Source organism: Citrobacter sp. MGH 55, assembly GCF_016906145.1.
Lineage (GTDB): Bacteria > Pseudomonadota > Gammaproteobacteria > Enterobacterales > Enterobacteriaceae > Citrobacter_A > Citrobacter_A amalonaticus.
Genome location: NZ_CP070239.1, coordinates 3725267 through 3748120, shown reverse-complemented (window position 1 = coordinate 3748120; position 22854 = coordinate 3725267). Strand labels below are relative to the sequence as shown.

20 protein-coding genes are annotated in these 22854 nt (G+C 55.7%); 7 read left to right on the top strand and 13 right to left on the bottom strand.

What is annotated here, in order from left to right; translation table 11 throughout:
* The first annotated feature begins 245 nt into the window (after positions 1-245).
* Positions 246-2366: a TonB-dependent receptor PqqU gene (pqqU, locus tag JTI98_RS15380; protein WP_216081475.1), complete on the top strand. Its 2121-nt coding sequence runs from the start codon at positions 246-248 to the stop codon at positions 2364-2366.
* 57 nt (positions 2367-2423) lie between these two features.
* Here pqqU and JTI98_RS15375 read toward each other — a convergent pair whose 3' ends face one another.
* From JTI98_RS15375 to JTI98_RS15365, 3 genes are all read right to left on the bottom strand, one after another.
* A complete protein-coding gene (locus JTI98_RS15375) occupies positions 2424-3089 on the bottom strand; it encodes a GntR family transcriptional regulator (protein WP_216081474.1) in 666 nt (221 codons plus the stop codon).
* A 236-nt stretch (positions 3090-3325) separates the two neighbouring features.
* Positions 3326-4363, bottom strand: a complete 1038-nt coding sequence (locus JTI98_RS15370; protein ID WP_044327435.1) for an NADP-dependent oxidoreductase — start codon at positions 4361-4363, stop codon at positions 3326-3328.
* Between the two features lie 57 nt (positions 4364-4420).
* Positions 4421-4996, bottom strand: a complete 576-nt coding sequence (locus JTI98_RS15365) for an XRE family transcriptional regulator (protein ID WP_044327434.1) — start codon at positions 4994-4996, stop codon at positions 4421-4423.
* 37 nt (positions 4997-5033) lie between these two features.
* Here JTI98_RS15365 and mddA point away from each other — a divergent pair, with 37 nt between their 5' ends.
* Both mddA and JTI98_RS15355 read left to right on the top strand, forming a co-directional pair.
* Positions 5034-5552 carry an L-methionine sulfoximine/L-methionine sulfone acetyltransferase gene (gene mddA, locus JTI98_RS15360; protein WP_216081473.1) on the top strand — a complete coding sequence of 173 codons (519 nt, stop codon included), beginning with the start codon at positions 5034-5036 and terminating at the stop codon, positions 5550-5552.
* Complete coding sequence (locus JTI98_RS15355) at positions 5549-5998, top strand: DMT family transporter (RefSeq protein WP_043000656.1); 450 nt, start codon at positions 5549-5551, stop codon at positions 5996-5998. Before mddA ends, JTI98_RS15355 begins: the two co-directional genes overlap by 4 nt.
* A gap of 90 nt (positions 5999-6088) precedes the next feature.
* On the opposite strand, the gene JTI98_RS15350 is transcribed toward JTI98_RS15355, so the two are convergent.
* Together JTI98_RS15350 and JTI98_RS15345 are read right to left on the bottom strand one after the other, a co-directional pair.
* Positions 6089-6322 (bottom strand): YdcY family protein, encoded by a 234-nt coding sequence (locus tag JTI98_RS15350; protein ID WP_044267074.1) that lies wholly within the window; start codon positions 6320-6322, stop codon positions 6089-6091.
* A 9-nt stretch (positions 6323-6331) separates the two neighbouring features.
* Positions 6332-7930, bottom strand: a complete 1599-nt coding sequence (locus JTI98_RS15345; RefSeq protein WP_216081472.1) for an ABC transporter substrate-binding protein — start codon at positions 7928-7930, stop codon at positions 6332-6334.
* A gap of 259 nt (positions 7931-8189) precedes the next feature.
* Here JTI98_RS15345 and JTI98_RS15340 point away from each other — a divergent pair, with 259 nt between their 5' ends.
* Genes JTI98_RS15340 through JTI98_RS15330 form a run of 3 tightly spaced genes read left to right on the top strand, consistent with a single transcriptional unit; the run spans position 8190 to position 14624 of the window.
* Complete coding sequence (locus tag JTI98_RS15340; protein WP_216081471.1) at positions 8190-9491, top strand: SrfA family protein; 1302 nt, start codon at positions 8190-8192, stop codon at positions 9489-9491.
* Positions 9492-9495: 4 nt separating this feature from the next.
* Positions 9496-12477 (top strand): virulence factor SrfB, encoded by a 2982-nt coding sequence (locus tag JTI98_RS15335; RefSeq protein ID WP_216081470.1) that lies wholly within the window; start codon positions 9496-9498, stop codon positions 12475-12477.
* Complete coding sequence (locus tag JTI98_RS15330; protein ID WP_216081469.1) at positions 12474-14624, top strand: virulence factor SrfC family protein; 2151 nt, start codon at positions 12474-12476, stop codon at positions 14622-14624. The genes JTI98_RS15335 and JTI98_RS15330 overlap by 4 nt, the downstream gene beginning before the upstream one ends.
* A 34-nt stretch (positions 14625-14658) precedes the next feature.
* On the opposite strand, the gene ortT is transcribed toward JTI98_RS15330, so the two are convergent.
* Positions 14659-14832 carry an orphan toxin OrtT gene (gene ortT, locus JTI98_RS15325; protein WP_042318948.1) on the bottom strand — a complete coding sequence of 58 codons (174 nt, stop codon included), beginning with the start codon at positions 14830-14832 and terminating at the stop codon, positions 14659-14661.
* A 193-nt stretch (positions 14833-15025) separates the two neighbouring features.
* Here ortT and yncL point away from each other — a divergent pair, with 193 nt between their 5' ends.
* On the top strand, positions 15026-15121 hold the full coding sequence (gene yncL, locus JTI98_RS15320) for a stress response membrane protein YncL (protein WP_071887673.1): 96 nt from the start codon (positions 15026-15028) through the stop codon (positions 15119-15121).
* A 96-nt stretch (positions 15122-15217) separates the two neighbouring features.
* Here the strand turns inward: yncL and patD are convergent, their stop codons facing one another.
* The 7 genes from patD to JTI98_RS15285 form a co-directional block, all read right to left on the bottom strand.
* Positions 15218-16642 carry an aminobutyraldehyde dehydrogenase gene (gene patD / locus JTI98_RS15315; RefSeq protein WP_043000650.1) on the bottom strand — a complete coding sequence of 475 codons (1425 nt, stop codon included), beginning with the start codon at positions 16640-16642 and terminating at the stop codon, positions 15218-15220.
* A 21-nt stretch (positions 16643-16663) separates the two neighbouring features.
* Complete coding sequence (locus JTI98_RS15310) at positions 16664-17470, bottom strand: ABC transporter permease (RefSeq protein WP_216081468.1); 807 nt, start codon at positions 17468-17470, stop codon at positions 16664-16666.
* Positions 17460-18404, bottom strand: coding sequence for an ABC transporter permease (locus JTI98_RS15305; RefSeq protein WP_216081467.1), 945 nt, complete (start codon positions 18402-18404; stop codon positions 17460-17462). Before JTI98_RS15305 ends, JTI98_RS15310 begins: the two co-directional genes overlap by 11 nt.
* Entirely contained in the window at positions 18405-19418 is a 1014-nt protein-coding gene (locus JTI98_RS15300; RefSeq protein ID WP_216081466.1) for an ABC transporter ATP-binding protein, read from the bottom strand.
* Between the two features lie 17 nt (positions 19419-19435).
* Positions 19436-20581: a putative ABC transporter substrate-binding protein YdcS gene (ydcS, locus tag JTI98_RS15295; protein WP_090050444.1), complete on the bottom strand. Its 1146-nt coding sequence runs from the start codon at positions 20579-20581 to the stop codon at positions 19436-19438.
* A gap of 324 nt (positions 20582-20905) precedes the next feature.
* Positions 20906-22315, bottom strand: a complete 1410-nt coding sequence (locus tag JTI98_RS15290) for a PLP-dependent aminotransferase family protein (RefSeq protein ID WP_216081465.1) — start codon at positions 22313-22315, stop codon at positions 20906-20908.
* A gap of 87 nt (positions 22316-22402) precedes the next feature.
* The gene (locus JTI98_RS15285) at positions 22403-22825 is read right to left on the bottom strand and encodes a type II toxin-antitoxin system HicB family antitoxin (RefSeq protein WP_216082255.1); all 423 of its coding nucleotides are present in this window, start codon (positions 22823-22825) and stop codon (positions 22403-22405) included.
* Positions 22826-22854: the final 29 nt, after the last annotated feature.

Below are 22854 nucleotides of genomic sequence, written 5' to 3'. Positions count from 1 at the left end.
ATAGCTATTTTGCTGCTTCACATCGCTTCAACGAGCAACATCCTGGTATTGCTCTTGTTTATAGATGGGAATGGTAATCATTATTCATGTGAATGTGGAGCATTTATTCGCATTCTGGCTACAATCTTCTTAATTTCCCCATTAATTTTTAACGCATCGTGCCGTTAAAATTTTCAAATATTTACAAATCTATTAACATAGAACTTACATGCCTCTGGGTACGTTCAATTTAACTGGCCTTTTTCATGAATATTATTTCCACACGACATATCGCAGTACCCGCACTTTTTCTCCCGCTTGTGTTCTCATCGTCGGTTATGGCAGATGAGGCTGGCGATGACCAGACAATGATCGTCAGCGCTTCACCCCAGGCGATATCAGAACTGGATACCCCTGCAGCCGTCAGCGTCGTTGACGGTGAAGATATGCGTCTGGCCGCGCCGCGCATCAACCTGTCGGAATCACTGACCCGCGTGCCGGGACTTCAGGTACAAAACCGGCAAAACTATGCGCAGGATTTGCAGATCTCGATGCGTGGGTTCGGCTCCCGATCCACCTATGGGATCCGCGGCATTCGTCTGTATGTGGACGGCATTCCAGCGACGATGCCGGACGGTCAGGGGCAGACATCGAACATCGACCTCAGCAGCGTACAGAACGTTGAAGTGCTGCGCGGTCCCTTCTCTGCGCTATACGGTAATGCTTCCGGCGGCGTGATGAATGTCACGACCCAAACCGGTCAACAGCCGCCGACGATAGAAGCGAGCAGCTATTACGGTAGTTTCGGGAGCTGGCGTTATGGGCTGAAAGCCACGGGCGCGATGGGTGATGGTACTCAGGCGGGCGACGTGGATTACACGGTCTCCACTACCCGTTTCACCACCCACGGCTATCGCGATCGCAGCGGCGCGCAAAAAAATCTGGCCAACGCAAAACTGGGCGTACATATCGATGACGCCAGCAAGCTGAGTCTGATTTTCAATAGCGTCGATATTAAAGCCGACGATCCAGGTGGTCTGACTGAAGCGGAATGGCGGGCGGACCCTCAACAATCCCCCCGCGCTGAACAATACAACACGCGCAAAACCATCAAGCAGACCCAGGCCGGATTGCGTTATGAACGCCAGCTCAGCGCGCAAGATGACATGAGCATCATGATGTACGCCGGAGAGCGCGAAACCACGCAGTATCAGTCGATACCTATGGCGCCACAGCGTCGCCCCTCTCATGCGGGCGGCGTGATCGCTTTGCAGCGCCATTACCAGGGTATCGACAGTCGCTGGACGCATCGCGGTGAACTGGGCGTCCCCGTAACCTTCACCACCGGTTTGAACTACGAAAACATGAGCGAAAACCGCAAAGGCTATAACAACTATCGACTGAACAATGGCGTACCGGAGTACGGTCAGAAAGGCGATCTGCGCCGCGATGAACGTAACCTGATGTGGAACGTGGATCCCTATCTGCAAACCCAGTGGCAACTGACCGACAAACTCTCGCTGGATGCTGGCGTGCGCTACAGTTCGGTGTGGTTCGATTCCAACGATCATTACGTCACGCCAGGCAATGGCGATGACAGCGGTGACGCCAGTTACCATCAGTGGTTACCTGCCGGTTCGCTGAAATACGCCTTAACCGACGCCTGGAACGTCTATCTCGCTGCGGGCCGGGGCTTCGAAACGCCGACCATCAACGAGCTTTCTTACCGTGCAGACGGGCAAAGCGGGATGAATTTTGGTCTCAAACCCTCAACCAACGATACGGTAGAAATCGGCAGCAAAACCCGGATCGGCGATGGATTGCTGACGGCGGCGCTTTTCCAGACCGATACTGACGATGAACTGGTGGTTGATTCCAGTAGCGGCGGACGCACGACCTATAAGAATGCCGGGAAGACGCGCCGCCAGGGGGCGGAGCTCGCCTGGGATCAACGCTTTGCCGGAAACTGGCGGTTCAACGCTTCCTGGACCTGGCTGGATGCCACTTATCGCAGTAACGTGTGTCGTGACCAGAACTGCAATGGTAACCGAATGCCCGGCATCGCGCGGAACATGGGGTTTGCTTCGCTGGGCTACGTGCCTGATGAAGGTTGGTACGCAGGAGCCGAAGCGCGCTATATGGGCGATATCATGGCTGACGATGAGAACACCGCCAAAGCCCCGTCTTATACTGTTGTCGGCCTGAATACCGGCTATAAATTCACCGTCAGCAGCCTGACGGTGGACGTGTTCGGTCGTGTCGATAATCTGTTCGACAAAGAGTATGTCGGCTCAGTTATCGTGAATGAATCGAATGGCCGTTACTACGAACCGGCGCCAGGACGAAACTATGGTGTAGGTGTCAATCTGGCCTGGCGTTTTGAGTAAAATCGATTATTCATAATCGTACTAGCGGGGATATTCCCCGCTATATTTAAGCCAGACTTAATGATGGTACTGTTGTTTAATTATCGCTACATTTTTATTGATAAGGTCAATTAAACAATGACGGCTGGCGTCTTTATTTCCCGCCGCCATCGCATTCAGTAATTCCTGATAATGCCCGACGTTGTGTTGATAAGCGTCATGCTTCGCCCTGTCATAGAGAAAATGCAGACTTGGCCCCATGCGTACCCAAAGCTGTTCGATCATTTCGACCAGGGTGGGCATATTCGCAAACTGATAGATTTTGAAGCGCAGCGCCTGGTTTGCCAGCAGGCGATCCTCGACCGTACCGCTCTCGTGGGCCAGCTGATAGTCCGCCAGAAGCGCTTGCAGAATCTCCATCCGCTCCGCCGTCACCTCGCCCGTCGCCGTCATTACCGCCATGCCTTCAAGCTCGCAGCGGATGTGTATGATTTCGCTAAACCGCGTCATTGTAATATCCGGAACCATAAAGGCTTGTGCAGGCGCGATAGCCAATGCGTTTGCGGAGACCAGGCGTAATAGCGCTTCCCGAACCGGGGTGATACTGATCCCCAGCGCCTGCGCGATATTTTTAGTGATTAGCCTGGTGCCAGGACGTAATGCGCCAATGCTTAATTTGTCTTTTAGCCCTCTTTCAACTTGCGTGGTCAAACTTATATGTTGCGTTTTTTCCATACCAGGCATTCTGTTTCTTCACCTCATAACATAGCCAATCGCAATTAAGCTAAATCGCCTAATTGATATAAATATCGCCTGGTTTAAAAAATGTGAAACGTAATGAATAGCAATTTACCCGCGTTTTATTAACAGCGCCGACAGATTATTCGTCGGTTACGCGGTGATATATACCCTAAATAATTAAAGCTGGAATTTAAAAATTTGCCCATTTTTTTATGGCGGCTCTCGCCGCCAGGTATGGTTTACGCGTCGTCGGCGAGGCGTATCACCACTTTACCAAAGTTTTTACCGGTCAACAGGCCGATAAAAGTTTGCGGCGCGTTCTCCAGTCCGTCGGTAACCTGCTCGCGATAGTGGATTTTCCCCTCTTTCACCCAGCGTCCCATCTCCTGCTGGAATTCGTGAAGACGATGTCCGTAATCCTGACCGATGATAAAGCCCTGCATACGGATCCGTTTCTTCAGCAGGGTCGCCATCAGCAGCGGCAGTCTGTCAGGCCCAGCCGGTAAGTTTGTCGCGTTATAACCGCTGACCAGACCACAAAGAGGAATTCGCGCCGAGGTGTTCAGTAACGGCAGCACGGCATCAAACACTTTCCCGCCCACGTTTTCGTAGTAGACATCAATGCCTTGCGGGCAGGCTTTCGCCAGTTGTTCAGCAAAATCGCTGGCATGATGATCCAGACAGAGATCGAAGCCCAGCACCTCGGTAGCATGACGGCATTTTTCCGCTCCGCCAGCCACGCCCACCACGCGACAGCCCTTCAGCTTACCGATTTGTCCAACCGTGGCGCCGACAGGCCCCGTGGCGGCCGCTACGACCAGTGTCTCGCCCGCTTTTGGCTGGCCGATGTCCAGTAATCCCATATAGGCGGTGAATCCAGGCATCCCCAGCACGCCGAGCGCCCACGACGGATTTTCAGGATTGTCTCCAAGCTTCACCAGTCCCGTGCCGTCGGAAATATCGTAATCCTGCCAGCCGCTGTAACTCAGCACCCATTCACCCGGTTTATAGTCGGGGTGATTTGACGCCACCACACGACTGACGGTGCCGCCCACCATCACCCCGCCAATCTCCACCGGCGGCGAGTATGACGGCTCATCGCTCATGCGCCCACGCATATACGGATCGAGCGACAGATAAACAGTGCGCAGTAAAACCTGGCCTTCACCAGGGGTTGCGACATCGTCCTCTTCCAGACGGAAATTCTCTGCCACCGGTGCGCCATGGGGTCGGGATGCTAATACCCAGCGACGGTTACGGTGTGTTTGTTGAGCCATGATGTTCTCCTCTGCTTTTAGCATGAATCCATCAATAGTAGCAGGCCGCGGCGGTCATTAACTCCCGGCCTGGTTTAAGCGCACAACGAGGTAAACACAGGGTTGCGTTGTCTCATTGATAAAACGACAGTCATTCGGCGGCCCCAGTTCCAGGCAGTCACCCGCCTTCATCTCGTGGCGCGTGTCACCTTCCATAAACACCAGTTCGCCCTGCTGCAGCCAGATCAGTTGCCGGGCCTGAACATACGATGAGGCAGGCATCGGGATATCGCTGCCCGCCGGCAATTCAATTTGCACCAGATCGATCGGCAAATCGCTGCGCGGCGACACATGGCGGCGCAGATAGTGGCTTTGCGGGTCGCGCCAGACGGGCTGATCGGCGAAACGGGACAGTTTGCCCTCCTGCATTTCAGCACGGGCAATCAGCGTGGACATACTGATGCCAAACGCCCCGGAGAGCCTGCCAAGCAGCGTCGCCGTTGGACTACTTTCACCGCGTTCAATTTTGTGGATCATCGCGCGCGACACACCCGCCCGTTCAGCCAGATCGGTTAGAGACCAACTGCGGGATTCACGTTCAAGGCGAATTCTTGCGCTGATCCGTTGATTTATGCTGTCTTCAATAGTATTCATATCGTAATACTATAGTGTACAACCCCTGAGGTTCAACATGTCTATTCGATTCGCCAGCAAAGAGGACTGCGCCGCCATCGCAGAGATCTATAACCATGCGGTGCTGCACACGGCGGCCATCTGGAACGACCAGACGGTCGATACCGATAACCGCATCGCTTGGTATGAGGCACGACAGGCGCTGGGTTATCCGGTACTGGTGAGCGTGGAAGGTGACGTTGTCACGGGTTATGCCTCCTTTGGGGACTGGCGTAACTTTGATGGCTTCCGCCATACCGTCGAACATTCGGTTTATGTCCATCCGGATCATCAGGGAAAAGGGCTGGGACGCCAGTTACTGAGCCGGTTAATCGAAGAAGCTCGCCGCTGCGGTAAACATGTGATGGTTGCTGGTATCGAATCGCAAAACCACGCCTCATTGCATTTACATGAAACGCTCGGGTTTAACACCACAGCGCAGATGCCGCAGGTAGGCACCAAATTTGGCCGCTGGCTGGATCTGACCTTTATGCAGTTGCAGCTTGACGATCGCCACGAACCGGACGTGCACGGATGAACCAGTCGCTCACCCTCACCTTTCTGATCGCCGCTGGCATCGGCCTGGTGGTGCAAAACACTCTGATGGTGCGGATTACGCAGACCTCATCGACCATCCTGATCGCTATGTTGCTGAACTCGCTGGTCGGAATTGTGCTGTTTGTCAGCATTCTGTGGTTCAAACAGGGAATGGCGGGATTTGGTGAACTGGCCGCCAGCGTGCGCTGGTGGACGCTGATTCCGGGTCTGCTGGGCTCGTTTTTCGTTTTCGCCAGCATTAGCGGCTATCAGCATGTGGGGGCTGCGACCACGATTGCGGTGCTGGTCGCCAGCCAGCTCATTGGCGGTCTCGTACTGGATATTTTGCGCAGTCACGGCGTCCCGCTAAGAGCCTTGATCGGCCCGGTCTGCGGCGCAGTGATGCTGGTGGTCGGCGCCTGGCTGGTGGCGAGACGCCAGTTTTAATGCCTGATGGCGCTACGCTTATCAGGCCTACACATATCCATCGCCATAGGCCAAGTCAGCGCAGCGTCATCCGGCACTACAGAGACTCAATCAAAGGATCGTGCCGCCTTTCGTGAGTTGTTCGCGACGCGCTTCCATATCTTCCTTATGCTGACGACCGTGATGCGCAATTGCGGTTCTTAGCCGCTGCTGCTGCGTGTAGCGATCGTCACGGCTTAACTGCGCATCATCGCTCAGGGCTATCAGCAGTTCATTCATATGGGTAATGACGCCCTCATCAATAGCGGCATCGACACGGGCGCTGACCTCATCCAGGTGCGACATAAAAACTCCTTAATTCAGTTTTGCTTTCGAAAAATCACTGCCCATCAGGCTGACGCTATAACCGGTCACATTGCTGCGCGTGGCGTAGAACGTTTTGCCATTTGCCAGCGCAATCCACGGCGCCTGCTGATAATAGATCTCTTGCGCCTGCTGGTAGAGTTTCACACGCTCTTCCGGCTTGCTGACCCGCTTCGCTTTCAGGACCAGTGAATCATACTCCTTATCACACCAACGTGCGGCATTCGATCCGGTTTTGATGCTGTTGCAACCCAGCAACACATCGGCAAAGTTGTCCGGGTCGCCGTTATCCGACATCCAGCCAAACAGCGCGCTGTCATGTTCGCCTTTACGCATCCCGGAAAGGTATTCGCCCCACTCGTAAGAGACAATCTTCGCCTTCACGCCCACTTTTGCCCAGTCGCTTTGAATCATCTCGGCAATGCGTCGCGAGTTGGGGTTATACGGTCGCTGCACCGGCATCGACCAGAGGGTGACTTCAAACCCATTTTCCTGCCCGGCCTGTTTCAGCAGTTCTTTCGCTTTTTCCGGATCGTATGCGTAATCCTTCAGTTCCGGGTTAAAACCCATCATGTTCGGCGGGATCGGGGATTTTGCCACTTTCGCCGAATCGAGGAAAACGGCTTTCACAATCGCCTGTTTATCGGTGGCGTAGTTCAGCGCCTGACGCACCAGCACGTTATCAAACGGCTTTTTCTCGGTGTTGAAGGCCAGATAACCGACGTTGAGCGCCTCAACGGCATGCAGCGTCAGGTCTTTATTCTTTTGGATTTCGTCGAACTGTACTGGCGATGGCGCCGGGATAATCTGACATTCGTTGGTTTGCAGTTTCGCCATTCGCGTCTGCACGTTTGGCGTGATGGAGAAGATCAGATGCTTTGTCAGCACCTCTCCGTCCCAGTAATTCGGATTTGCCAGATAGCGAATTTGCGAATCCTGCTTGTACTGCTGGAGCACGTACGGCCCGGTACCAATCGGCCAGTTATCGACGTTTTCCGGTGTCCCTTTTTTCAGCATCGCGTCGGCGTATTCCGCCGAGAGGATCGAGGCAAAATCCATTCCCCAGTCGGCAAGAAACGCCGCATTTGGCTCGTTCAGCACAAACTGTACATGGTAATCATCGACCTTTTTCACCTCTTTAATCAGCTTATCGAAACCGACGTCGTTGAAATACTCATAGCTGCCCTGCGACACATTGTGGTACGGATGCGTGGCCTCTTTCTGGCGTAATACTGAGAAAATGACGTCATCGGCGTTGAAGTCGCGGGTCGGCTTGAAGAACTTGTTGCTGTTGAACTTCACGCCCTGACGCAGCGTAAAGGTGTAGGTTTTGCCATCCTCAGAAATGGTCCAGTCCGTGGCCAGCGACGGTACCGGCGTGTTTTTTACCGGGTCAAAATTAATCAGCCGGTTGTAGAGCACCTGCGAACTGGCGACAAACGACGGGCCAGAGCTGGCAATTTGCGGATTAAAGGATTCTGGCGAGGCTTCCGAGCAATAAACAATCGTGTCGTTATTTGCCGCAAACGCGGCTCCGATCGGTAGCACCGCACTGAGCGCCAGTGCGAGCAGCGTTTTCCCTGTGGACATGATATGAACCTTCATCGTTATTATTGAGGGGGTTATAGGAGCATAGATTAAGAAAACTGAAAAATAACAAATCCGTCTCAGGTTATGCGAATCCGCGCATTTTTGTTGGATCTTTCGCCACAGAATTTCCGTTAAGGCTTTTCGAAAACGTCAACGCCTCTATGCCCAGAAAATTCACCCCTTTTTGCCTCTCTTCCACCGTTTGCCTGAGCCACGAATCCGTAAAGTAGATGCGTGAAAAAGTCTTAGGGACCTTATCGTGGCAAAAACACTCTTGCGCAGCGGCAATCTGGATGATTATCAGGCCGTCGGCGGTGGCGGCCAGGCCGTCTTTGATTCAGCACTACAAATTCGTGAAACGCTCCGTCTGCGTAAACAGCAGGCGATGGTAGATTGTCTCGCCATTCCACAAGTCAACGACAGCGGCGATCGGGTTGACTGGTATTCCCCCCTTGAAGGCGTAGCCGTCGCGTGGAAAGCCGCCGATGAAGAGGCTCGCCTTCGCGCCCTGCGCTACCTTTCCGCGACGCTGGAAAGCGCTGCATCGCTGAGCCGCAAAAGCCTGCAGTCCGGGAAGACGTCACTGCAACTGTTTGGTTCGCTGCTGGAAAAGGCCGTCCAGTTTCCTGGTGAGAATCACGTTTTTCTGGTAGATGACAAGCCGGTCATCACCTTTTGGGGATTTATCAATCTCAATGAGAACATCCGTGAGGAGATACTGGAATGCCTGCGTATCCAGGAAGAACCCGAACCGGAAATTCACATTGAACCAGAACCTGTCGAAGAGCCCGCGCCTGAAGTGACATTTGCCCAGGCGGATGAACCGCTGCTCACTACGCCGATCGTGCCGGTCAGCGAGCCTGACCCCGTGATTGCACCGCAGCCGGTTCCCGCGATCGCGGAAGAAAAGGTGATGCCTGTTGCGGTTAAACCGTCACGTCGCCTGCCGCTCTGGAGTCTGCCCGTCGCCGCAGTGATCGTTGCCGCCATTGCCGCCCCGCTGCTGTGGAAAGCGCAGGCCCCCGCCATTGCGACGGAAGTGGTCAATGCGCCGCAACCGGAAATGGCACCGCTGCAAACGCTCACCGTCGCGCTACCGCTGCACCAGGCAGAGGTCATTGCACCAGTGAAAAAAGAGAAACCTGCCGATGAGCCGGTGGTGATTGCCGCGATCCCGAAAGACGCGCTGGTGATGGATGCGAATCAGATGAAGGCTGGTACTACGCGCTTTCTCAACGGTAACTGGCGCGTCATGGTGGACGTGAAAGATCCCGTCACCGGTAAAGCGCCGTCTATGCGTTACCAGATCCAGAACAATAAAGGCACGGCGCGCGTGGTTCACGGCGATAACATCGTCTGCCGCGCGGACCTCTTCTCAGGGCTGCATCAGAGCGGGGAATTAATGATTAAGAGTCGCGGCAATGCGCGCTGCACCGACGGTTCACGTTATCCAATGCCGGAAATCACCTGCAAAGCCGGGACTCATGATGTCGCCGTTTGTACCGCCCGCTTTGATGCGAAAGCCGCGATCCCGTTGACGTTCAAGAAGACAGGGGCCTGATTTTATGCTGGTGAATTTGTGTGATTACAAACAGAGCGTCACGCTCATCGCAAACAGCGGCGTGCAGTTTCTCGATTTCGGGCTGACGCCGCAGGAATCCGCGCATCATGGTCGCTTCGTGCGTAAAACGGCCAACGGTCCCCTGCTGCGTCTGGATTTCGACCTGGCGAATGGTCGCTATACCCTGCCTGCGCGACCGGGCTCGCAGCCGGAAGTGGTAAAACCGGAAAGTACGCAAACGCTGCATTATTCCCTGGAGGTTCTCGACGGCATCTGGCTGCCGCTGCCGTTCCTGCGTTTTAATCCGCCGCGCACCTTCGTTGAAGGGCCAGACAACTGGGCGCGCGTTCAGGTACGTAAGCTTGCCGAACCCGACAGCGCGGGCAACACCCATCGTGTGACGCTCGCGCTCGATAGCCAGTTGAGCGAGAATGCCCCCGCCTCGCTTGCGCCCGGCGAAAACGATCTGCTGAACGGCACCCGTTTTGCCCTCGCCTGGCGCGATGATGAGATCGCCGATTTTCTCGATCAGACCTGGATTGACGGCTGGCTACGCGAGGCGTTCCTCACCCACGTCAGCCAGCAGGAAAACCGGACTGAGCAGGCCATCAGCCTGGCGCTGCGTAACTTTGAGTATCAGGCGCACTGGCTGAACCTGCTGACGCTGCTGGGTGAACAGCTCGCCGTACCGGAAGTCAAACTGGTGACCCACACTCTCAGTACCCCGGCGATCCCGGTTGATTTGATTCTGGATGTCGGTAACACCCATACCTGCGGCGTCTTGATTGAAGATCACGGCGACGCCAATGACGGGCTGCGCCAGACGGCGGAACTGCAGGTCCGTTCGCTCAGCGAACCGCAGTATCTCAACGATCCGCTGTTCACCAGTCGTCTTGAATTTTCAGAAGCCCGCTTTGGTAAACAGCATTTCTCGGTAGAAAGCGGCCGTGAAGATGCGTTCATCTGGCCGTCGATTGTGCGGGTCGGTGACGAAGCGCGCAAGCTGGCGATGCAGCGTACGGGGACGGACGGTAACAGCGGCATTTCCAGTCCGCGCCGCTATCTGTGGGATGAAACGCCGGTACTGCATGACTGGCGCTTCAGCCAGATGAACAGCAAAACCCAGCGCGAACCGCTTGCCACCGCTTTTCCGCTGATGAACCTGATGAACGACGATGGACAGCCGCTCTATTCGCTGCCGCAGGATGACCGTCTGCCGGTGTTTTCGCCTCAGTACAGCCGCAGTACGCTGATGACCCACATGCTGTGTGAGATCCTCGCCCAGGCGCTGGGACAAATTAACAGTGTCGCAACCCGACTGCGTCTGGGTTTCCCGGCGTCCCCACGTCAGTTACGCTCATTGATCCTCACACTCCCTTCGGCGATGCCGAAACAGGAGCGTGAGATCTTCCGTCTGCGCATGTTTGAAGCGATAGCGATTGTATGGAAAGCGATGGGCTGGCACCCGCAGGATGAAGATTTCAGCACCCGCAAGCAGCAGGAAAAAAGCGTGGTTCCGGTGCCAGAAATTCAGATGGAGTGGGACGAGGCCAGCTGTGGCCAACTGGTCTGGCTGTATAACGAAGCCATTTCCCATTACGCCGGACGCAGCGAAGCATTCTTCAACACCCTTGCCCGCCCGGATCGCCTGCCTGAACCTGGCGAAACGAAAGGCCGGGCGCTGCGCGTGGCCTCGATTGATATCGGCGGCGGCACCACCGATATGGCGATTGTTCACTATCAACTGGACGACGGCGTCGGCGCCAATGTGAAAATCACGCCGCATCTGCTGTTCCGCGAAGGTTTTAAGGTCGCGGGCGACGACATGCTGCTGGATGTGATCCAGAAATGCATTTTACCGGCCTTGCAAACCCGGCTGCAGCAGGCGGGAGTGACGGATGCCGCCGCCCTGCTCGCCACGCTGTTTGGCGATTCCGGACGCATCGACACCCAGGCCGTTTTGCGACAACAAACGGCGCTTCAGCTCTTTATGCCGCTCGGTCACGCGGTCCTTTCTGCGTGGGAGAAGAGTGACATTAACGATCCGCTGGCCGGACTGCACGCTACCTTTGGCGATCTGCTGAACCATCGTCCGACCCGCAACGTGCTCAATTACATTCAGCAGGCGATTGATCACGCTCTGCCGTCGGGCTCGCCGACGTTTGATCTCTTTAGCGTCCCGTTACAGGTGCAGTTCAGCCAGTTACAGGAGGCGATGCTGGCAGGTCAGTTTACCCTGACGTCCCCACTGCATGCGGTCTGCGAAGCCATTTCGCATTATTGTTGTGATGTTCTGCTGGTCACCGGCAGACCGACCTGTATCCCGGCAGTTCAGGCGCTGATCCGCCATCTGCAGCCGGTTCCGGTCAACCGCATGGTGTGGATGGATAACTACCGCGTCCATGAATGGTATCCGTTCAGCCAACAGGGACGCATCGGCAATCCGAAATCCACCGCCGCAGTCGGCGCGATGCTGTGCAGCCTGGCGCTGGATCTGCGCCTGCCGCGCTTTAACTTTAAAGCCGCTGATATTGGCGCCTACTCGACCGTGCGTTACCTCGGCGTCCTCGACAATACGGTGAATACGTTGCGTGAGGAAAACGTCTGGTATCAGGATATCGATCTTGATAAACCCGGGGCGAAGCTCGACACCCGCGTGCATTTCCCGCTCCGCGGTAACGTTACGCTCGGTTTTCGCCAACTGGCGAACAGTCGTTGGCCCGCGACGCCGCTGTATACGCTGAGCATTAACTCCGCCGATCTGGCAAAGAATATCGCCGGTGACGGCGTGTTAAACGTGCGTCTGCAACTGCGCGGCGGCAACAAAGAGACCGGCCCCGAGTCGTTTGTGCTGAGTGATGCGTGGTTACAGGACGGCACGCCGGTGGCGGCGAATGCCCTGACTTTAAAACTGAATACCCTGGCTGACCGCCGACACACCGGCAGCCATTACTGGATTGACAGCGGGAGCGTGTACCTGAAATGAGCAAGATGTTGAATACCACTCAGGCCGCGATCGCGTGGGTTAACCGTACCCGACAGCATGCCGTCACGCTGGATGACGAAGCGGATGCGCTACTGGCCCAACTCAACCGCGCAGCCGCCACCGAATCCGCGCTCAATGCCGCCCGACACGATCGCGCCAGCATTGGACTTTACGGCTACTCGCAGGCGGCAAAAGCACATCTCCTTGCCGCGCTGTGCAGCAGCGGCAACGGTAAGGTCAATGTCATGACCCCGGACCGCAGCTTTGACTATTTCAGTCATCTCAACCCCGGACACGCGCCAACTAATATGGCGCTGCGCTTTACACGGCAAAAAAATCTGCCGGATGACGAGTGGCCGTTACGCTTGCGGTTGGTTACGGAAGCAGAACTGGTGCAGATCTTCATCACCCAGGCCTGCGCGCAGTCAGCGTACCAGCAGGTGGAAAAAGCGATTATCGAATCGCGTATTGAAAAGTGGCAGTCGCTGCGTCAGTTGCACCCGGTTCAGGGCGTGACGGCGCAGGAAGTCGCGACCATTGCCCGCTTCTGGCAGCGCTGTATCCCCGCCTCACAACAGCAGATTGATGACGCGCTGTGGCACCAGTTTGCCCTGCTGCTGCCGACGGTCGATCTCTCAACCCGTGCCAGCGCCTGGTCGTTGCTGTGGGGTGAACAGCCAGAACTGACGCAGCAGTGGCTGCAACTGGCGCAGGTCCTCCAGCAGACGGGTCATGCCGGCGAAGTCGCCGCGCCGCTGAGCCTGTTGGTCGATCAGTTTGGCTTACCGTCTGAAAATTTTATCACCCAGGAATTTCTGGCCTCGCAGGAGGCGCAAAGCGATGTGGTTGTCCATCCGATCGTGGATGAGAAATTACTTAACGCCGTCAGCCTGGCTCAGGCATCGCTGGCTCTGCTGACCCGCGAAATGGTACTGAGCGTCGAAGAGTGCGTACTCGATAACGTCGATCTGCTGGATATTCCGCTTGCGCCGCTCAGTCACCCGCAGCCGCTCTGGCAGGCCAAACTCGGCTGGTTGTTGGAGCATTACCGCCAGCAGTTACAGCCCGATGTGCTGGTCGTCTGTAACGCCACCGCCACCCGCACACAAACGCCGTCTACGGCCAGAACACTGCTCAACTGGGTGCACGATACACAGCCGACGCGCGAGACCGCGTTGCCCGGCGTGGTGTGGGCCATTACGCCGCAAGATGCACGCTTTACGACACAACAGAATCTGGACGAAGCGGTCCAGCATCTGATGGGAAAACCAGGCCAACACTGGGGCACCCTGCAGGCGCTGGACAAACACAGTCTGCTGCGCCTGATCGAGTGGCTGTCGCAAGCCACTTCAGCCCCGCAGCGTCAGGCACGCCTGGAGGCGCTGAGCGAACAGCATCAGCAGCGCGTTCGTGAACTGATGTTTGCGCAACCTGTCGAAGCGCTCAGTGCGGAAGCAGTGGTTCGCCAGCTACAGCAACAGGCGGCACATCACGGCGATCTGCTTGATGGTTTGTTACCAGCGGTTCAACAGTTTGAAACCCTGCTCCGCATTCAGCAACCGCGTGAAGAACAGGTCAGCGGTTTATTCAATGAGACCATTGACCTTTTCGCCGAAGTCCGTGATACGCCGCAGCCGTCAGAGAACAAGGAGACGGGCTATCAGGCGCACCGCCTGTGGCTCAACCATATTCGCCAGTGGAGTCGCGATGACAGTCAGGCGCAGCGTTTAGGGTTGACGCCCGCTGCGCTGCGTCAGGTCGTCGACATCCTGGCGATCGCCAGCTATCGCCTGCAACTGCCGCAGCAACTGCAACAAATATTGCAGCGTGAAGAAGTTTGCGGCGCTCAGTTGCACGCCTGCATCGCCAACTTTATTGCCTGGATTGGCTATGCCGAAGTGGCAGAAACAGAGCGACCCGCCAGCCGAATCGCTAAAGGAACGGCAATTTTCAGCGCGGTCAAACGCCAGCCGATGGCGCGTCTGACGCATCTGGAAGAACAGCCGGTGCACGCCGCCAGCCGCTATGTTTATGACTGGCTGGTTGCGCTGTATACCCGGGCAACGGAAAACAAGGGATATCAGCATCCGCAGGAAGTGACTGAAGCCGACCGAAAGGCACTAAACGCGCTGCTGGCAACGCTTTGAGCGTTCCGCCGGAATGGATGCCGGCGATGTCTGCTCAAAACAATGAAAACAACAGTGCCACCGGGAAACTCATGGGCCAGGTGGCCCCGACCAGAAAGGCGCTCAGAAAGCGGATGCGTTTTTTATCGTGCGAGAGAAACCAGGTGATCAGAAAGGCAATCGCGGCCATCACCGCATAGAACATCAACATTTTTTGGTACAAAGACATTTACGGGCATCCGGCCAGAAGAATAAATCGCGCGCAATATGCTCCATTTTTTGACATACATCAAGTTTTATCCCCTTCGGTCAAACCATTTGCCATTTTTTATGACCGCTTACGTTAAGTCCCTGGTTCGTACTATTGCGGATCACAGGATGCCGGACTATACACAAAGGGGCACTAACGCAAGGTGGCAAATATGAATGTATCCAGTAGAACCGTAGTGTTAATAAATCTCTTTGCTGCTGTGGGTCTTTTTGCTCTTATCTCATTGAGATTTGGCTGGTTTATGTAATTTTTGAGAGCTTGCGGCGCAGACAGGCAGAGAGAATATTTCTCTCTGCCTTCGAGTGATCATCTTCCCACGCCACCTTTCGGGCGTAAATTACCCTTAATGTTTAACCATTACGTGGCGGATCACGGTGTAATCCTCCAGCCCATAAAGTGACATATCTTTGCCATAACCGGACAGTTTCTGCCCGCCGTGCGGCATTTCGCTCACCAGCATGAAATGGGTGTTAACCCACGTACAACCGTACTGCAGACGCGCGCTGACCCGGTGAGCGCGTCCGACGTCACGCGTCCAGACCGACGACGCGAGGCCATATTGCGAATCATTGGCCCACTCCAGCACCTGCTCTTCATCCTCGAAGACGGTCACACTGACCACCGGACCAAACACTTCTCGCTGGACAATTGCATCTTCCTGTTTAGCCCCTGCCAGCAGCGTCGGGGCAAAGTAATAGCCCGGCCCCTCTACTTTTTTTCCACCGGTGACCACGTTGATATGTCCCAGCGCTTTGGCCTCCTCAACAGCTTTAGTGACGCGCTCCAGATGCGCCAGTGAACTCAGCGGCCCCAGTTCGGTCGATTCCTCCTCCGGTGCGCCGGTTTTCAGGCTGGCTACGGCGGCCCCCAGTTTCTCCACCAGCGCGTCGTAAATACCCTTCTGCGCGTAGAGGCGACAGGCGGCGGTACAGTCCTGACCGGCATTGTAAAAGCCGAAGGTGCGCACACCTTCCACCACCGCATCCACATCGGCATCATCAAACACAATCACCGGCGCTTTACCGCCCAGTTCCATATGCGTGCGCTTAATCGACGGCGCAGTATGGCTGATAATGTGCTCACCGGTCGCGATGGAGCCGGTTAACGAGACCATACGCACCTTCTTGTGCCCGGTCAGCGGATCGCCAACCGTTTTGCCTCTGCCAAACAGCACATTGAGCACACCCGGCGGGAAGATATCTTTGGCATATTCCGCCAGCTTCAGCGCGGTCAGCGGCGTGATTTCCGAAGGTTTGATCACCACGCAATTACCGGCAGCCAGCGCGGGGGCCAGTTTCCATGCCGCCATCATCAGCGGATAGTTCCACGGCGCAATGGAGGCCACCACGCCAACCGGGTCGCGGCGAATCATCGAGGTATGGCCCTCCAGATATTCCCCCGCCGCCAGACCGTTCAGACAGCGGGCGGCACCGGCGAAAAAGCGAAACACATCGACAATCGCCGGGATCTCATCATTGAGCGCACAATGCAGCGGTTTACCACAGTTGCGCGATTCCAGTTCAGCAAACTCATGCGCATTTTGCTCAATAACATCCGCCAGCTTCAGCAGCAGTTCACTGCGCACTTTCGGGGTTGTCTGTCCCCATTCGCTAAACGCACGATCGGCGGCGAGGACGGCCGCATCCACCTGAGCGGGAGACGCTTCTGCAATTTCCAGCAGCACCTCGCCGGTGGCAGGGTTATAGACGGGCTGCTTTTCACCTTCACCCTTGACCAGCTCGCCGTTAATCAGTAATTGATGTTGCATAGCATTTTCCCATATCGTTGTTTATTGACCGTTTCCGGCGACGCTGTCGTCTTCACGCGTGAGCCACCACGCCCCCAGAATCGGAATGGTTGTGACCAGCATAACCAGCAGTGCCACGACGTTTGTCACCGGTACGTCACGCGGTCGCCCTAACTGATTGAGCAACCACAGCGGCAGCGTCCGTTCATGACCGGCAGTAAAGGTCGTGACGATGATTTCATCGAATGACAGCGCGAACGCCAGCATTCCCCCCGCCAGCAACGCCGAACCCAGATTCGGCAGCACGACATAGCGGAAGGTTTGCCAGCCATTCGCGCCAAGATCCATAGAAGCCTCTACCAGACTCCATGAAGTACGACGAAAGCGGGCTATCACGTTGTTAAATACCACCACCACGCAGAACGTCGCGTGACCGACCACAATGGTGAAAAAACCCGGATCGAGATTGACCGTCTTAAACGCGGTCAGTAGCGCCAGACCGGTGACAATCCCCGGTAAGGCGATCGGTAACAGCAGCAACAGCGAGATGGCGTTTTTGCCGAAGAATTCACGCCGCCAGAGCGCCGCCGCTGCCAGTGTGCCAAGCACCAACGCAATCGCCGTCGATAACGCGGCGATTTTTAGTGACAACGTCACGGCATCCAGAATATCGCTCCGCTGTGCCGCAACGCTAAACCAGCGCAGCGTCAGTCCCTGCGGGGGAAAGCTAAAGGCCGCGTCCTCGCTATTAAACGCATAGGCGGCGATGATCAGAATGGGAAAGTGCAGGAAAACAACCCCGCCCCAGGCCGCCAGTTTGAGGAAAAACGGTGCGCGCTCAGAGTGCATCAAACGCTCCCAGACGTTTCACGAACGCCAGATAAAGGGCTATCAACACGATCGGTACCAGCGTAAACGCCGCCGCCATTGGCATGTTGCCAATCGCCCCCTGCTGCGAATAGACCATGTTGCCGATGAAATACCCCGGAGGTCCCACCAACTGCGGCACGATGAAATCGCCCAGCGTCAAGGAAAAGGTGAAGATCGAACCGGCGGCAATTCCGGGGATCGCCAGCGGCAGAACCACATAACGGAAGGTCTGTCGTGGACGCGCGCCCAAATCGGCAGACGCCTGTAACAGCGACGGCGGCAACCGCTCCAGAGCGGCCTGAACCGGCAGGATCATGAACGGCAGCCAGATGTAGACGAACACCATAAAGCGCCCTAATCCCGACGTTGAGAGCGTGTTTCCTCCCACGGCTGGCAGCGTCAGCAGACTGGTCAGTAAAGGTTCTAAACCAAGATGGTTCAGAAACCATTGCGCCACGCCATCTTTTGCCAGCAGCAGCGTCCAGGCATAGGCTTTGACGATATAACTCGCCCACATCGGCAGCATGACCGCGATATAGAAAAATGCTTTCATCTTGCCGCGGGTATAGCGCGCCATGTACCACGCCATCGGAAACGCCAGAATCGCACTGGCTATCGTCACCGCCATCGCCATCGTCAGCGTGCGTAAAATGATGTCGTAATTGGCGGGATTAAACAGCGCACGAAGATTGGCAAGCGTCAGGTCCGGCGTCACCGACATGGTGAAGTCGTCAAAAGTGTAAAATCCCTGCCACAGCAGCGTCAGTAGCGAGCCGAAGTAGACAATACCAAACCACATCAGCGGACCAAGCAACAGCAAAAACAGTCCCAACCCGGGATAACGCCAGAAAAAACCGGTGAGTTTACTCAAGCCACCTGGCCGTGAAGGCGTGGAGAGCACGTTCATTGCCATTCACCTCTCCTCGACCAGCGGTACCATGACCTCGCGTGGCCAGGAGACCATCACCGGCTGACCGGGCGCAAGCGTGGTCGCAAAGGGTTCTCCCGTCTGATTAGCCTGACTGACCAGCAGCTTTTCACCGCCGGTAAGCTTTAGCTCAAAACGGGTGGCGGCGCCCTGATACTGCACCGCCTGAATCACCCCCTGCGCCTGAATCTCGCCAGGAACATTGAGCCGGATATGTTCCGGGCGCAGCGAGAAGCTGCCCGTCATCCCGCATACCTTCGAGGCCATCGCCGGATCAAAGACGTTCGATGTCCCGACGAAGCCCGCAACAAACGGCGTGCGCGGTCGCATGTATAACTCACGCGGTGAATCCACCTGTTCAATACGCCCGTTGTTAAATACCGCCACACGATCGGACATCGACAGCGCTTCGCCCTGATCGTGCGTGACGAAGATAAACGTGATCCCCAGCGACTGCTGGAGTTTTTTCAGCTCCAGTTGCATCTGCTCGCGCAGTTTCAGATCCAGCGCACCGAGCGGTTCATCCAGCAACAGCACACGCGGCTCGTTGACCAACGCCCGGGCGATCGCCACCCGTTGACGCTGACCGCCGGAAAGCTGTGACGGCTTGCGCTCAAAGACAAACCCCAGCGCCACCTTCTCCAGCGCCTCGCGAGCCTGGGCATGACGCTGTTTTTTATCAATGCCTTTGACCATCAGCCCATAGGCGACATTGTCGAGAATCGACATGTGCGGAAACAACGCATAGTCCTGGAACACGGTGTTCACATCCCGCTCCCAGGGCGGCAAATTGCTGGCAGGCTTGCCAAAGATAACAATCGATCCGCCCGAAAGCTGCTCAAAACCGGCAATCAGGCGCAGGCAGGTGGTTTTGCCGGAGCCAGATGGCCCCAGCATAGAGAAAAATTCCCCGTCTTTAATCGCAATACTGACGCCATCGACCGCCCGCACGTCACCGTACAGGCGCGAGACGTTGTCAAACTCCACTGCGTACGTCATAAATCACCCCAGTGACGTTAACGACCGCCCATGATGGCGATGTAATCCTGCGTCCAGCGACTGTACGGCACGAATTTACCGCCTTCAGCAACAGGCGTTTTCCAGAAGGCGATTTTGTCAAAATAGCGGTAACCATTGGTTTCGCAGCCTTTATCGCCCAGCAACGTGCTGGCTTTACAGCCTTCGGTGACCACCGGCAGCGATCCAAACCAGGCGGCTACATCACCCTGAACTTTTGGCGTCAGCGACCAGTTCATCCACTTATAGGCGCAAACCGGGTGTTTGGCTTCACTGTGCAACATGGTGGTATCAGCCCAACCGGTGACGCCCTCTTTCGGGAACACTGTGCCAATGTGTTGTCCTTCACCTTTCAGCGCGTTCGCCTGATACGGCCAGGCGCTCGAGGCCACGACGCCCTCATTTTTGAAATCGCTCATTTGCACCGTGGTGTCGTGCCAGTAGCGATGAATCAACGGTTGTTGTGCGCGCAGCACTTTCAGCACCGCCTGGTATTGTTCTTCGGTGAGTTGATACGGGTCCGAGATCCCCAGTTGTGGCTGGGTGGCTTTCACGAACAGCGCCGCATCGGCAATGTAAATCGGTCCGTCATAGGCCTGAACGCGGCCTTTGTTGGTTTTTCCGTCCGGGAGGTTTTGTTCGACGAACACCACGCTCCAGCTATCTGGTGGCGTCGGGAAGGTTTGCGTGTTGTACATCAGCAGGTTCGGCCCCCACTGATACGGCGTACCGTAGACTTTGCCCGCCACGTTAAACCAGTCGCCTTTGACCACGCGAGGATCGACGTTTTTCCAGTTCGGGATGAGCGCCGTATTGATTGGCTGCACGCGTTTCCCCATGATCAGACGCAGCGAAGCATCACCTGAGGCCGTGACCAGATCGTAGCCCCCTTTCGCCATCAGGCTGACCATCTCATCCGATGTCGCCGCCGTTTTGACGTTAACCGCACAGCCGGTCTCTTTTTCGAATTGTGTTACCCAGTCGTACTGTTTATCGGTCTGACCGCGTTCGATATAACCCGGCCAGGCGATAATATCCAGGCGACCTTCAGTCTGACCTAACGTGGTGGGGGGTTCGGCGGCGTGCGCGGTCATCAGCGTCATACTGAGCGCGCACAGGCTGCTGCGGGCAAATTTCTTGCTCATAAGATCTTACTCCTGTCGCAAAATATTGAGCGGCAGCCTTGCCGTAAATATATGTCCTTTCCTAAAAATAGTCGGCGCGCCGTCAGCGCACCTCCCGGCATGAGGAAATTTAATCAGGTTGTGACATAACGCGCATTACGCCCCGGACTGCGGCGTTGTGTGGCTATCTTCTGGAGTATAGACAAGGGGTTAGCTGACGAGGAGGAAAAACAAAAGCTATTGATATTTCCTATGATGGTCTACGGGAAATAACGTCGTACGGTTTTTGCTGATATTTTCTAAATAAGAACGCGCCATTCTTTTATATTGAATCGCGCGCACGTTTTATTTCATCTGCGCGCGAATGAGTTGCCCCAGTTGTTTTACCGCGGCTTCTTCACGTTCCCCCCAACCCCATGCGGTATTGAAGCGGAAAAAGCGTTTCCAGGTGTCTGAGGTCGAGAACATTTTTCCCGGCGCGATGCTGATGTGGTGGGCCAACGCCTGTGCGGTCAGTTCGCCCGCATCCTGTGATTCCGGCAGTTCCAGCCAGAGAAAATAGCCGCTGTTGTTGTGATGTATTTTCACTTCGCCAGGGAGATGGCGCAGCAGCGTTTGCCAGGCCTGCTGTTTACGTTCTGCCAGTTGACGACGCAGGCGGCGCAAATGGGCGTCATAACGGCGCGTTGAGAGATAATCGACCAGCGCCAGTTGCATCGGCGAACTGGTGGAAAGTGTGCTCATCAGTTGTAAACGCTGGATTTGGCGGGCGTGTTTGCCTGCGGCGACCCAACCGATGCGAAAACCCGGTACCAGACACTTGGAGAATGACGAACAATGCAGCACCTTGTCGGCCCGATCCCACGCTTTGGCCGGTAGCGGTTTCTCCCGGCCAAAATAGAGTTCGCCGTAAACGTCATCTTCAATCAACATCACATTATGACGATCGAGTATCTCAACCAGACGCGCTTTTTTCTCCGGACTGAGAGTAAAGCCAAGCGGGTTCTGGCTGTTGGTCATCAGCCAGCATGCTTTGACCGGATACGCCTGCAACGCCTGCTCCAGCGCCGCGAGATCGATCCCCTCCTTCACGTCAGTGGCAACCGACAGCGCTTTAAGACGCAGTCGTTCCAGCGCCTGTAACGCGCCATAAAAACAGGGGTTTTCGACAATCACCCAGTCACCGGGTTTAGTCACCGCTTGCAGGCTCAGGTTGAGCGCCTCCAGCGCCCCGGCGGTGATGACGATTTCATCCGGCGAGACGGTAATGCCCTGTAAGGCGTAGCGACGGGCAATGGCGTGGCGTAGTTCCGCGTTACCCGGCGGCAGATTCTCAATTACGCTCATCGCGGTTGCGGTTCTGCTCACCTGTGCCAGAGAACGGTTCAGTTGCTGGAGGGGAAATAAACGCGGATCGGGAAATGCAGAAGCAAACGGCATCACCGACGCATCCCGGCTGGCCTGTAGCATCTCGAAAATATAAGTGTTGATATCCACCGCTTCGTCGCGCATCACCTGGGCCGGTTGCACCGTTGGCTGGTGAACCGGGCGCGGCGCGACATAATAACCAGACTGCGGGCGCGCAATGATCCGCCCCTGACTTTCCAGCAGCTGATAGGCATGCCCGACGGTCATAAAGCTCATCCCGCTGCTGACCACCTGCTCACGCAGCGACGGCAGGCGATCGCCAGGTTGCCAGACCCCAGAGGCAATCTGTTCGCAGAGTTGTTCAGCCAGACGCTGGTACTTTTTCATTGTTATTCACTCGTGGATCCGTGGCAGGTGATCCTTGCAGTGTATATCAGTGAATTAAATACTCAACATCCTAAGAACTGTTATGGTTTACGACAGCGTAAGCGACAGTTCTTTGCCGAGCGCGCGCGCCGCCGTCTGCACCGCATCAATTTTTGTTGCGTGTCGTAAATCGAACAGGCGGGTAATTTCCTGTTTCGGTTTGCCAATGCGTTTCGCCAGCTCTTGCTGGCTGATTTTTGACGCCAGGTAAGCGTTGAGCAAAAGGACTTTTGACGCGACGCTGAGCGGGACCTCAACAAAGTCGTCACCTTCCTTCACCGGCGAAGGTAACGGGACAGACTGACTATCTTCGAAATAGAATTCAAAAGCGGTGACTAACGCTTCCAGAGCGGTATCAAGGGATTGCTGGCGGGTCTCACCCTGGGTGAGCGCTTCCGGAATATCCGGAAACGAAACCACATAGCCACCTTCTGGCGCAGGAACGAGACGAACGGGAAAGTAAACATTTATGCTTACTTTTCTCGCCTGATAAAAGGAAA